This is a genomic window from Caulobacter sp. DWR2-3-1b2 (genome assembly GCF_049896345.1).
GTDB lineage: Bacteria > Pseudomonadota > Alphaproteobacteria > Caulobacterales > Caulobacteraceae > Caulobacter.
Window position 1 is genome coordinate 411,521 of the sequence record NZ_JAFCUC010000003.1, and the last position, 12,819, is coordinate 424,339.

At 67.9% G+C, this 12,819-nt stretch carries 10 protein-coding genes; 6 read left to right on the plus strand and 4 right to left on the minus strand.

Going from position 1 to position 12,819, the window contains the following annotated elements:
- Window positions 1-109: 109 nt before the first annotated feature.
- A complete protein-coding gene (gene hrpB, locus ACP694_RS11240; RefSeq protein ID WP_426012396.1) occupies window positions 110-2,566 on the minus strand; it encodes an ATP-dependent helicase HrpB in 2,457 nt (818 codons plus the stop codon).
- Between the two features lie 248 nt (window positions 2,567-2,814).
- Here hrpB and ACP694_RS11245 point away from each other — a divergent pair, with 248 nt between their 5' ends.
- The 5 genes from ACP694_RS11245 (at window position 2,815) to ACP694_RS11265 (ending at window position 8,482) form a co-directional block, all read left to right on the plus strand.
- Entirely contained in the window at window positions 2,815-4,434 is a 1,620-nt protein-coding gene (locus ACP694_RS11245; protein ID WP_426012398.1) for an amino acid permease, read from the plus strand.
- A gap of 74 nt (window positions 4,435-4,508) precedes the next feature.
- A complete protein-coding gene (locus ACP694_RS11250) occupies window positions 4,509-5,222 on the plus strand; it encodes an MBL fold metallo-hydrolase (RefSeq protein WP_426012400.1) in 714 nt (237 codons plus the stop codon).
- Between the two features lie 104 nt (window positions 5,223-5,326).
- Window positions 5,327-6,121, plus strand: a complete 795-nt coding sequence (locus ACP694_RS11255; protein WP_426012402.1) for a response regulator — start codon at window positions 5,327-5,329, stop codon at window positions 6,119-6,121.
- Window positions 6,118-7,641, plus strand: a complete 1,524-nt coding sequence (locus ACP694_RS11260) for an ATP-binding protein (protein WP_426012404.1) — start codon at window positions 6,118-6,120, stop codon at window positions 7,639-7,641. The genes ACP694_RS11255 and ACP694_RS11260 overlap by 4 nt, the downstream gene beginning before the upstream one ends.
- Before the next feature lie 79 nt (window positions 7,642-7,720).
- Complete coding sequence (locus ACP694_RS11265) at window positions 7,721-8,482, plus strand: hypothetical protein (protein ID WP_426012406.1); 762 nt, start codon at window positions 7,721-7,723, stop codon at window positions 8,480-8,482.
- Here the strand turns inward: ACP694_RS11265 and ACP694_RS11270 are convergent.
- On the minus strand, window positions 8,457-9,131 hold the full coding sequence (locus tag ACP694_RS11270) for a DUF1345 domain-containing protein (RefSeq protein WP_426012408.1): 675 nt from the start codon (window positions 9,129-9,131) through the stop codon (window positions 8,457-8,459). The genes ACP694_RS11265 and ACP694_RS11270 overlap by 26 nt on opposite strands.
- 293 nt (window positions 9,132-9,424) lie before the next feature.
- Here ACP694_RS11270 and ACP694_RS11275 point away from each other — a divergent pair, with 293 nt between their 5' ends.
- Window positions 9,425-9,634, plus strand: a complete 210-nt coding sequence (locus ACP694_RS11275; protein WP_007675496.1) for a KGG domain-containing protein — start codon at window positions 9,425-9,427, stop codon at window positions 9,632-9,634.
- A gap of 64 nt (window positions 9,635-9,698) precedes the next feature.
- On the opposite strand, the gene egtB is transcribed toward ACP694_RS11275, so the two are convergent.
- Together egtB and ACP694_RS11285 are read right to left on the minus strand one after the other, a co-directional pair.
- Entirely contained in the window at window positions 9,699-11,870 is a 2,172-nt protein-coding gene (gene egtB, locus ACP694_RS11280) for an ergothioneine biosynthesis protein EgtB (protein WP_426012410.1), read from the minus strand.
- 510 nt (window positions 11,871-12,380) lie between these two features.
- On the minus strand, window positions 12,381-12,818 hold the full coding sequence (locus tag ACP694_RS11285) for a response regulator (protein ID WP_426012412.1): 438 nt from the start codon (window positions 12,816-12,818) through the stop codon (window positions 12,381-12,383).
- Between the last annotated feature and the right edge of the window lies 1 nt (window position 12,819).

Here is a 12,819-nt window from a genome sequence, read left to right on the forward strand (position 1 = left end):
AACGGTACATCTACCGCAAAACCTCCGGGCGGAGCCCGGGCGCTTCGCACCCTCCCCAAGCTCTTCAGCGGCGATCCGCGTGAAGTCCTCCTCCCGTGGGGGAGGACATTCAAGTCCCCCGAGGCTTGGCCCGGGTCGTCGGCGCGGCGGCGGCCGGGTCCTCCGGCCAGACGTGCCTCGGATACCGCCCTCTCATCTCGCTGCGCACCTCGCGCCAGGACCCCTTCCAGAACCCCGGCAGGTCTCGCGTGATCTGGATCGGCTTGTGCCCCGGCGACAGCAGGGCCAGCACCAGCGGCACGCCGGCCACGGTGGGATGAGCGGTCAGGCCGAACAGTTCCTGCACCCGCACATCGACACGCGGCCCGCCGTCGGCGCCATAGTCGATGGCGAAGCTGGAGCCGGTCGGCGCCGTGAACCGGGTTGGCGCCAAGACGTCGAGCTTTCGCTGGGCTTCCCAGGGGATCAGGCCTCGCAAGGCGTCCGCCAGTATCCCGTCGCTCAACGCGGCCAGCGACGAGCGACCCGCCAGCAGAGGCTCAAGCCACTCGGCCAGGCGGGCCAGCAAGGCGGCGTCCGAAAGGTCGGGCCAGGTCTCGGGATCGAAGGCGCGCAGGAAGGCCGTCCGACGACGCAAACCCTCTGCCGCCTCTCCAAGCGGCACTGCGGCCAGACCCTCGCGCCCCACTCGGTCCAGCAAGGCCTTGGCCACCAAGGCTGGATTCACCTTGTCGAGCCAGCGCTCCTCGACCACCAGCTTGCCGAGGCGCAACAGGCGCTTGGCGCGCAGCTTGCCGCCAAGGCTGCTCTCCAACCGATCCTCAGCGGTCAGCCGGTCGGCGAAGGCCTCGCGCAGAGCGGCCTCCTCCAGAGGGGCTGCCAGCAGGATGCGGTCGCGGGCCTCGCCGCCGCCGAGCTCGCCCACCGCCAGCCAGGTCTCGCGGGCCAGGGCGTCGGTCGGCTCCAGATAGACCCCTCGCCCGCCGGCCAGTTGAAACTCCCCGATCTTGCCCCGGGCCCTCGCCACCCTTTCCGGATACGCCTCGGCCAGCAGCAGGGCGTCATCCAGCTTGACGGCGCCCGAAGGCCGGCCCGCCGAGCGCGCCCAGCGTTCGGACAGGGTTCGGGCGTCCTTCGCCCGAGGCGAGCGGTCGCGGCCAAAGTTTTCCAGCCGATGGCGCAGATCGACATCGCGGCCGCCCAGCCCGTGCTCGCTGAGCACGGCGGCAATCTCCGCGCCCCGCTGGGCCTGGCCCGAGGCGGCGGCCCGCACCACCATGTGGGCCAGGCGCGGCGCCAGCGGCATGTCGGCCAGGGCCCTGCCGTGGGCGGTCAGGCCGCCCTGCCCGTCCAGGGCCTGCAGCCGACCCAGCAGGATCCGGGCCTCATTGAAGGCGGCGGCCGGCGGGGCGTCAAGAAAGGCCAGGGCCGAGGCATCGCGGGCTCCCCACCGGGCCAGGTTCAAGGCCAGGCTCGACAGGTCGGCCTCCAGGATCTCGGGCCGCGCGAAGGCCGGCAGGGCGCGGGTCTCCGGCTCGTCCCACAGGCGATAACAGACGCCTGGCTCGGTGCGACCCGCCCGGCCCCGGCGCTGGTCGGCGGCGGCGCGGCTGACCCGCACGGTCTCCAGCCGCGTCAGGCCGCTGGAGGGATCAAAGCGCGGCACGCGTGAAAGGCCGCTGTCGATCACCACCCGGACGCCCTCAATGGTCAGGCTGGTCTCGGCGATCGAGGTCGCCAGCACCACCTTGCGACGGCCCGGCGCTGCGGGCGACACGGCGCGATCCTGTTCGGCGGGGTCCAGCGCCCCATAAAGCGGCGCGATATCGACCTCAGGCCGCCGCAGCCGCTCGCGGAGCAAGGTCTCGACGCGGCGGATTTCGCCCTGACCCGGCAGGAAGACCAACACGCTGCCCGCCTCCTCGGCCAAGGCCCGCTCCACGGCGCGGGTGACCCGTTCCTCAAATCGCATGCCTGAGGCTTGGGGGCGTTCGTCCCGGCCCAGATACCGCGTCTCGACCGGGAACATCCGCCCCTGGCTCTCGACGACCGGCGCCTCGCCGAGCAGGGCCGAGATCCGCGCCCCATCCAGCGTGGCCGACATCACCAGGATCTTCAGGTCCTCGCGCACCAGGCCTTGGGCGTCGCGGGCCAGGGCCAGGCCCAGGTCGGCGTCGAGGCTGCGCTCATGAAACTCGTCGAAAATCACCGCCGCCACGCCGTCCAGGCCCGGATCATCAAGAATCATCCGGGTGAACACCCCTTCGGTCACCACCTCGATGCGGGTCCTTGCGGAGACCTTGGACTGCAACCTCACCCGGAAGCCGACGGTTTCGCCCACGGCCTCGCCCAGGCTCTGGGCCATCCGCGCCGCCGCCGCTCGGGCCGCCAGGCGCCGGGGTTCGAGCATGACGATCTTGCGGCCCGCCACCCAGGGCTCGTCCGCCAAGGCCAGGGGCACGACCGTGGTCTTGCCGGCGCCCGGCGGCGCGACCAGTACGGCGGCCTCGCGTCTCGCCAAGGCGGACTTCAGGGCCGGCAAGGCCTCGTGGATCGGAAGGGTCACGGAGGCGGTTTAGCCGCGAGCGCGAAAATCACCAAGCCGGTCGCCTGCACAAGCCAGAAGCAGCAACGGTTCACGAGCGTGCTGCGGCGCAACATCCGCCCGGCAGGTCCTGGCTCATATTGCGCACAGAGGGGCGAACAATTACGCACCCCCTCCGCTTTGCCTTGACCGCGTCCTGTTAACCGGGCCACGGTCCGCAAAATTTGTCTACGCGGCCCCTGGGGGAGCCGCGGGTCTCTGGAGGGAATATGTGGCGCGTTAAGTCACTGGATGCGATTTTGGCCACGGCTCAGAAGAAGTCGCTGCATCGCTCACTCGGCCCCATACAGCTCACCCTGCTGGGGGTCGGCGCCATCATCGGCACGGGTATCTTCGTCCTGACCGCCGCCGCCTCGCAGAAGGCCGGCCCGGGCATGATGCTGAGCTTCGTGATCGCCGGGGCGGTCTGCGCCTTCGCAGCCCTCTGCTACTCGGAACTGGCCTCGATGCTGCCGGTTTCGGGCTCGGCCTACACCTATACCTACGCCGTCATGGGCGAACTGCTGGCCTGGATGGTCGGCTGGGCCCTGATCCTCGAATATGCCGTGGCGGCCAGCGCCGTGTCGGTGGGCTGGTCAGGCTACTTCCTCGGCATGATCGAGCACGCCCTGCACTTCCACTGGCCCGACGCCTTGCGAGCCGGTCCCGCCTGGTCGCTCAACGGCTTCATGCCGGTGGCCGACTTCAGCCACGGGATCGTCAACATGCCCGCGATCGTCGTGGCCCTGGCCGTGACGGCCCTGCTGGTGCGCGGCACCACGGAAAGCGCCACCGTCAACGCCGTCCTGGTCGCGATCAAGGTCGCGGCGCTCACCGTCTTCGTCGTCTTGACCCTCCCCCTGATCAAGAACGGCAACTTCCAGCCCTTCGCGCCCAATGGCTGGTTCGGCCCGCATGGGACGTCGGGCATGGGCGTGTTCGGCGCCGCCGCCTCGATCTTCTTCGCCTATGTCGGCTTCGACGCGGTCTCCACGGCCGCCGAAGAGACCAAGAACCCGCAGCGCAACGTGCCGATCGGCCTGATCGGCAGCCTGGGCATCTGCACCATCTTCTACCTGCTGGTCGCCGCCGGCGCGGTCGGCGCCATCGGCGCCCAACCGGTCATCGGCGCGGCCGGCGAAGCCGTCCAGCCCGGTTCGGCCGCCTTCCAGACGGCCTGTAACCTGGCGTCGAACGCCGATCGCCTGGTCTGCTCGAACGAGGCCCTCGCCCACGTCCTGCGTCAGGTCAACTTCCCGCTCGCCGGCTACCTGCTGGGCCTGGCCGCCAACCTGGCCCTGCCCTCGGTCATCCTGATGATGATCTATGGCCAGACCCGGATCTTCTTCGTCATGGCCCGCGACGGCCTGCTGCCCGAGAAGCTGGCCGCGATCCACCCCAAGTGGAAGACGCCGCACATCGTCACGATTGCCACTGGCATCTTCGTGGCGGTCCTCGCGGCGTTCTTGCCGGTCGGCCGGTTGGCCGATATCTCCAACTCCGGCACGCTGTTCGCCTTCTTCATGGTGGCGGTCGCGGTGATGGTGCTGCGAGTGAAGGACCCCAACCGTCCGCGTCCGTTCAAGACGCCGGCGATCTGGCTCGTGGCCCCGATCGCCTTGGCCGGCTGCACCTTCCTTTATTTCAACCTACCGCTGGAATCGATCCTCGTGCTGCCGATCTGGGGCGGCGTGGGCCTGCTGTTCTATTTTGCCTACGGCTATCGCAAGAGCCATGTCGGTCGCGGCCTGCGCGGCGAGGTCCATGAACTGGACGAGGATGCGCCGGCCACGGGCGTGGCTCCGATGCCAGGTGCGCCGGCCCCCGGCTCGCCCGAGGAACGGTCTTGATCTTGGGCTGACAAGCCTTAATTCGGACGGGCGGAGATCCTCGGATCTCCGCCCGTTTCGTTTGGAGTCGCCCCATGGCCGAAATGCCGATCCGCGCCGTTATCGCGCCGGTCACGCCGCTGCAGCAGAACTGCACGATCGTCTGGTGCGCCAAGACGATGAAGGCGGCGGTGATCGATCCGGGCGGCGAGGTGCCGCGCCTGATGAAGGCCCTGGCCGACAACGGCCTGACCCTGGAAAAGATCTGGATCACCCACGGCCACATGGACCATGCCGGCGGCGCGGCCGAGCTCAAGCGTCTGACCGGCGTTCCGATCGAGGGGCCGCACAGGGACGATCAATTCTGGATCGACCAGATCCAGGAGACCGGCGAGCGCTACGGCGTGCCGGAAGCCCGCAATTTCGTCACCGACCGCTGGCTGGATGACGGTGACGTGGTCACCCTGGGCGAGACCGAGTTCGAGGTCTTGCACTGCCCCGGTCACACGCCGGGCCACGTGATCTTCTTCCATCGCGAGGCGCGCTTCGCCCAGGTGGGGGACGTGCTGTTCAAGGGCTCGATCGGCCGCACCGACTTCCCGCGCGGCAACCACCAAGACCTGCTGGACGCCATCACTGGCAAGCTGTGGCCGCTGGGCGCCGACGTGCAGTTCGTGCCGGGCCACGGCCCGATGTCGACCTTCGGGGCCGAGCAGCGCAGCAACCCCTTCGTCAGCGACTTGGCGATCGAGTCGATGAATATCGAGGGCCGGGACTACGCCGCCCCGGTCAACAACTCGCCGGGTTAGCAACTGGTTCGCGGGCAACATTGCGACCCCGCTCGCACGGACGGGTTGCGCCCCTGTTTCAGCCGTGAAATCTGCTGGAGACGGGGGCGTGGAAAAAGCAAGTCATGGAAAGTTCGCAAGATCCCGCGACGTCGTCGGCCCCGCCAACCTCCGCCCACGTCGTGTCCCAGACCGGGCCCGACGCGGCTCGAGGCGCCCGCATCCTCATCGTCGATGACGATCCCGGCATCCGCGACGTCGTGGCCGAGTTCCTGGGTCGCCACGGCTACGCCATCGACACCGCCTCGGACTCCCGAACGATGGAGCAGGCCCTGGCCCGCGGTCCCGTCGATCTGATCGTGCTCGACATCATGCTGCCTGGCGAGGACGGCCTGGCCATCTGCCGCCGACTGTCGGCCGCCGACGGGCCGGCCATCATCATGCTCTCGGCCATGGGCGAGGAGACTGACCGCATCGTCGGCCTGGAGCTCGGCGCCGACGATTATCTGCCCAAGCCCTGCAATCCTCGCGAGCTGCTGGCCCGGGTCCGCGCTGTGCTGCGCCGACGCCAGGAGCCGCGCGCCGTCGACGACGGCATGGGCGCGGCCTGCGAGTTCGCCGGCTGGCGGCTGGACCTGGTGCGCCGCGAGCTGCGTTCGCCCCAATCGGTGGTCGTCAATCTGTCGAGCGGCGAGTTCTCGCTGCTGCGCGCCTTCGTCGAACGTCCGCAACGGGTGCTGACCCGCGATCAGCTGCTTGACCTGGCCCGTGGCCGCGAAAGCGACGCCTATGACCGGGCCATCGACGTCCAGATCAGCCGCCTGCGCCGCAAGCTGGACGATGGCGGCGGCGGCGAGCTGATCCGCACCATCCGTAGCGAAGGCTACATGTTCACGTCCAAGGTCACCCGCACGCCATGATCGAGAGCGTCCGGGCTCCGGGGCCTAGGCCAAGGGGACCCAGCAGCGCGCCGCTGTTCGTCCAGGCCTTGGGTCTGGTGATTGTCACCCTGGTCGCGGCGCAATTGATCGCCATCGCGGTGGTCTTCACCCTGCCACCGCCGCCGCCCGAATTCTATCGGCTGAGCGAGATCACTCGGGCCTTGAAGACCGGCCAGACCGTGCAGTCGCGGGACGGCCGCGCCCTGGTCGTTCGCCCGCGCTCCAAGCCCATCCGTGGCTTGGTCGATAACCGTCGCCGCTCCGAATTCAAGACCGCGCTCGCCCGCGAGATCGGGACCGATCCGGCGAGGATCGAGATTGACGTCGACACCGGACCTCGGTTCTTCGTCCGCAATCAGAAACGCAACCAGCTCCAACGCCTGCCGCCACAAGACGGCGAGGCTCGCGGTCGGGAGGGCCCAAGGGGACCGGGTGGGCCCGGTGGCCCGGGTGGCCCGGGTGGCCCGGCTGGCAATTTCGGCGGTCCAGGCGGCCGTTCGGGAGATGGCCCAGACGGTCCCGCGCACCGGCCGCCGCGCCTGGACTTGGCCCGCGAAGAGCCTTTCATCTTCGGCGACTTCAAGCTGGCCATTCAGCAGGACGACGGCCGATGGACGATCGTCGAGCCCAAGCCGGCGTTCCGCTTCGACAGCTGGCAGCAGCGAATCCTGCTGATCCTGGCCCTTTCGGTGCTTTGCGTATCGCCGTTGGCCTGGCTGTTCGCCCGGCGCCTGTCGGGTCCGATCAGCGCCTTCGCCGGAGCCGCCGAGCGCCTGGGGCGGGATCCCCGCGCCGCGCCGCTGACGCTGTCGGGTTCGGCCGAGGTGATCGCCGCTTCCAACGCCTTCAACATGATGCAGGAGCGTTTGCGCCGCTATGTCGAGGATCGCACGGCGATGATCGGCGCGGTGGCCCATGACCTGCGGACGCCGCTGACCCGCCTTCGGTTTCGGATCGAGGCGACGCCCGACGACATCCGCGCAAAGCTCGCCTCGGACATCGACCAGATGGAGGCGATGATCGCCGCCACCATGGCCTTCGTCCGCGACACGACCCGCCCGGCCGAGCGCACCAAGCTGGAACTGGCCTCGCTGCTCGAGAGCGTCATAGACGAGGCCGCCGAGACCGGCGGCCAGGCGGTGGTCGAGCGTGGCGAGAAGATCATCATCGACGGCGACCCCGTGGCCCTGCGTCGGCTGCTGACCAACCTTGTCGACAATGGCCTCAAGTACGGAGGCTCGGTGCAAGGCCGTGTGCACGTCAAGGATCTTCTGGCGGTGATCGAGATCGACGACGACGGTCCCGGCATCGCGCCGACGGAGCTGGATAGGGTGTTCGAGCCGTTCTTCCGCAGCGAGCCTTCACGCAACCGCGAAACCGGCGGCATCGGGCTGGGTTTAGCCGTCGTTCGTTCGGTGGCCCGAGCCCATGGCGGCGACGTCACCTTGCATAACCGCCCCACCGGCGGTTTGCGCGCCCGGGTCGAACTACCGTTCTAAAGTCAGTTTTGTTACGGTGACGCAAAAGCTGCGCCATACGCCAGACATGCGGGCGCGGTTCATCGGAAGAATGGAAACCATGACCCGCCTTCGCGCTACCTGCATTCTGATGTTCGCCGCCCTATGCCTGGCGGCCTGCGCTTCGGGCCCGCCGCAGGACGGCCCGCGCGGTGACTGGGGAAAGGCGCCGCGCGCTCGACCGTCGGACGACAATGACGGCCCCCGGCTCGCGCGTCGGCAGGTGTTCGTCAGCCCGGCCGGCGAGCCCTTCCGGGCCGAGGCCGGCGCGCCCTACCCCGTGGCGGCCTGGTTCGCCGGCGCGGACACCGATCATGACGGCATGGTGACCCGCGCCGAGTTCGTGGCTGACGCCGCGCGCTTCTTCGGTCTGGTCGACACTGACCACAGCGGCGTCATCGACGGGTTCGAGGTCTCTCACTACGAAGCCGAGATCGCGCCCGAGATCGTCAGGGCGTTCCAGGGGGCCGGCCTTCGAGGTCCTGGCCGGCAAGACGCCGACGGACCGCCTCGCGGTGGCCGAGGTGGCGGGCAGGAGGGGCCCGGCGGCGGTGGTCTCGGCGGCCGTCGCGGAGGCCCCATCGGCGGGATGCTGCAGGGCGCAGCGCCATACGGTCTGCTCAACGAGCCGCAGCCGGTGATGGGCGCCGATAGCGACTTCGATCGCCGTATCAGCCGCGACGAGGCGATCCGCGCCGCCCGGTCTCGCTTTATCCTGCTCGACAGCGACGGTGATGGCCGGCTGCGACTGGCTGGACTGCCCCGCACTCCGGCTCAGGGTCGCGGCGAGGACCCGCCTAGGACGCCACCAACCCGGCGATGATGTTGATCCCCAGGGTCAGGACAGCGGTGTTGTAGAAATAGGCGCAGACCGCCTGGGCGGTGACGAGGTTTCGCAGTTTCCGGGTCAGGACGTTGTTGTCCGAGACCTGGAAGGTCGCGCCGATGCTGAAGGCTAGATAGACGAAGTCGAGATAGGTGCTGGCCGGCTCGCCTGGAAACAGGAACCCCGGCTTGTCCGTCCCGTCGCCGAAATGGCGATGGGCGTAGTGCAGCGTGAACACCGAGTGCAGGATCACCCATGACAGCACCAGGGTGATTCCGGCGCAGGCCGCGGTGACGCCTTGGGTGCTCGCGCTGGCCGTGCGGGCGTTCAGCATCGCGGCCACCACCGCCACCAAGCTGGACAGGATGGCGGCCAGTACGATCAACAGGATCAGCGTCGGCTTCTCGTCCTCGACGGCGGCGCGGCGGCGGACCTCGGCTTCGTCGGCGGTCAGAAACAGATGCCACGTCGTCACGACAAAAGTCAGTGCGCAGACATCCCACCCGATCAGCATGTGGCTGCTGACGGGTGCGTTCAGATGACGGGCCGCGAGCCAGCCCAAAACGCCGGCCCCGAAGGCCGCCATCAGTCGCCAATGGCGCGATATTGCTGCGCTTTCCGGCGTGGTCTTCCGTGACTTCGTCATGGGTTCACTTTGCCCGTCCAATAGTTAACGCGAAACTCTGCAATTTTGTGTCACCCGTCGGGTGAACCGATCGCGACTTCACCGGTTACTTCACTGGAACATGTGGAAGGACGCCAGTGACCGACCCCGACGCACCACCGCCGCTCGAGCCGTCGCAACCCGAGTACGACCCGGGCTCAATGCCCGACGAAGTGCCGATGAGCGATCCCCCCGTTCAGCCGGGCGACGACCGGCCCTATGACGCCCAACCTGCCCCGTTTCCCCCCGTGACCAGTCCCGATTAGGAGCAACCTATGGACCTCGACAGCGAACGGCCACGCGGCCGTAGAGGCTTCGCCGCCATGGACCCCGAGCGTCGACGCGAGATCGCGCGCAAAGGCGGGGCCAGTGTTCCCAGCGAAAAGCGGAGCTTCGCGAAGGATCGCGACCTGGCGGCCAATGCCGGCCGCAAGGGCGGCTCCTCGTCGCGCGGCGGCGGGCGTCTTTCCGGCCGCGACGCCTGAAACCAGGCGCGCCGCGGCCTCCGGGTCGCGGCCGCCCCCGCCTCCGTCTCGCATACCGCTCGCCTTAGCCGGCTAGAGCAAAGACCCCGAAACTCGGGCTGTCGCTGATCCAGCGCGCCGCGACCTTCCAGCCCGCGCGGTGGGCCAATTCCACGAAGGCATTGGCCGCATATTTGTAAGAGTTCTCGGTGTGGATCGTCTCCCCGGCCGTGAAAGCGACCTCCCGTCCAGCCAAATGCGCGACCTGGTCTACTTGGCTGACCAGATGCATCTCCATGCGGCTTTCGTCGGGGTTCCAGACCGCGCGGTGATCGAAGGCGGTTAGGTCGAAATCACCGCCTAGTTCGCTGTTGATCCGAGCCAGGACGTTCTTGTTGAACGCCGCGGTGACCCCCTGAGCGTCGTCGTAGGCCGGCACCAGGACGTCCGCGCTCTTGGCGATATCGACCCCGACAACGAACATCGCGCCTTCGCCCAGTAGGGTGTGCGCCCCACGCAGAAAAATCTCGGCGTCGGCCGGCGCGAAATTGCCGATCGTAGATCCCGGGAAAAACCCCGTCACCGGCCGTCCGCGCGCGGCGGCGGGAAGGCGGAAGGCGCGGGTGAAGTCATCGACCAGTGGCGCGACGATCAGGCCGGGATAGTCACGTCGGATCGCCTTGCTGGCCTCCTCAACCGCCGTCTCGCTGATGTCGATCGGTGCGTAGACAGCCACTTGCGGCATGGCGTCGAGTAGAATCCGAGTCTTGGTGCTAGCCCCGCTGCCAAATTCGACCAGGACCGCGCCTTCCATGACCCGGGCGGCGATCTCCGGCGCGATCCGGCGCAGCAGCGCCGTCTCTGTACGGGTCGGGTAATATTCCGGCAGGTCGCAGATCGCCTCGAACAGGCGCGAGCCTTCGGCGTCGTAGAAATATTTGGCCGGCAGGGTCTTGGGATGGTCGGTCAGCCCCGTCACGGCGTCTTCCAGGAAGGTCGAGGCCGGCGTCGCGGTCTCGCGATCCAGTGGGCTCATGTCGCCGGCCAAGCGGACCCCCGTGAACGCCCAGCGCTTGGCTGGGTGGAAAAAGTTGCGATACGATAGCCGGGTGTGGCCAGGCGCGGTTCCGGCGGCGCCGCCTCGCAGGGCCATCTGATTGATCATGAACTTGCCGTTGTATTCGCCCAGCGCGCCGCCGCCCGGCTTGAACCCGGGATAGGCGACATAGGGGCTGGCGGTCCATTGCCAAGCCTCGCCGAAGGTCTGGCGCAGCGCCTGCCCCTTGTGCGAGCCAACGGCGGCCTCCCACTCGGCTTCGGTCGGCAGGCGGCGTCCCGTCCAGAGGGCAAAGGCGGCGGCTTCGTAGTAGCTGACATGGCCGACCGGAGCCTCCAGGTCGACGGGCTGGCGGCCGGCCAGGGTCATGACCGACCAGGTCGCGCCCTCCTCCCGTCGCCAATAGAGCGGCGCGTCCCAGCCCTCGTCGGCCACCGCCGCCCAGCCGTCCGAGAGCCACAACTCGGCCCGGCGATAGCCGCCATCGGCCATGAAGGCCAGCCATTCGCCATTGGTCACCAGGCGGTCGGCCAGGCGGTAGGATTCAAGAAAGACCCGGTGGCGGGGCCGTTCGTTGTCGAAGGCAAAACCCGGGCCGGCGTCGCCGATCTCGACCAATCCTCCGTCGAAGGCGACGTAGCGCGCCTCGTCGGCGGCTGGGCGTTGCGGAAGGGGTTGCGGGCGATAGGCAGGCTGCAGCGGCGACTGAGCGAAAAGATGCAGCAGGTCCATTAGGATCAGCTCCTGATGCTGCTCCTCGTGGGCCAGGCCCAGATCCAGTCGGCTCATCACCTCCGCCGTGGGTGAAGTGGCCAGCAGGCGGACCATGGCCGCGTCGACATGGGCTCGATAGGCGCCAACCTCGCCCGCCGATGGCCGGGTGATCAGGCCGCGGAGAGGGCGCGGCTGGCGGGGCCCTACGGCCTCGTAGTAGGAATTGAACAGGTAGCCGAAGGCCGGATCGAAGACCTGATAGCCAGGCAGAAACGGCGTCAGCAGGAAGGTCTCGAAGAACCAGCCTGTGTGGGCGCGGTGCCATTTGACCGGGCTGGCGTCCGGCATCGACTGAGCGCCCTGGTCCTCGGGCGACAAGGGCTGAGCCAGGGCCTCGGTGCGTCGTCGCACGGCTAGGTAGCGATCGACCAGGGCGATGGCGGGGGCCTGGGAGGCCTCCCTGCCAGATGTGTCGTCGGGACTCATGCGCTCTCCTGGCGGCCCTTGGTCAGGGGCCGCGACCACCCGATGAGCTCAACGAATAAGCAACTTGAGTGTTCCCCCACTCTGGTTCAAGGCGGAGCAGAATAAAAAGTGAACGGGGTTTCCCGAATAGTCCTCCCCCACGGGGGGAGGACTTCACCCGGGCTGCCGCTGAAGAGATGGAAAGGGTCGCGGAGCGCCGGAAATCGTTCGGAGTTGTGAGTTTGGTACCGTTTTGACGAAGCCGATCGCTCCGCGCCATCGCTATCCGTCCGCGTCCGGTGGGCAGCCCTGTTGAGGCTTTAGCCGGATCCGAATCCCGTCGTTTCCCACCCGTCCCTGACGACGGGGGCGCGGGCCTAGAGCATTTCCCGACCTGACTGCGTCAGGCCGTGAGCTCTAATTTTTTGTTTTGACGCATTTTTCTTCACGCGAACCGCAACCACTTCGCTCGAAAAATGCTCTAGCTGGAAATGGCGTGGGACGCTGTGTGTCCCGAACCGATCGACAGCGCTACAGCAGGATCGTGTCGGGATCGTCCTCGAGCGTCGGTTCCGGTGTCTTGGGTGGCCGAGTCGGCGCCCTGCGCAGCAGGCGACCGATCCGGGAGAGCAATTGATCGTCGCGAAACGGCTTGGCCAAGAAGTCCCGCGCGCCCAGGGCGATCGCCTGCTTGACGTCGTCGGGTTGGTTGCGGGCGGTCAACACCATGGTCGGGGTGTGATCGAGCATCTCTTCTTGGCGCATCTTCTTCAAGAGGCCGAACCCGTCCAGCCTGGGCATGTTGATGTCCAGCACCATGGCCGCCGGGCGTAGTTCCCGAAGCCGACTGAAACCTTCCATGCCGTCGCGGGCAAAATAGGTGTCATAGCCAGCCAGGTCGAGCCGGGTGGTGATCAGGTCAAGGATGATCGGATCGTCCTCGACCACCAGAATCCGTGTGCGGCGCAAG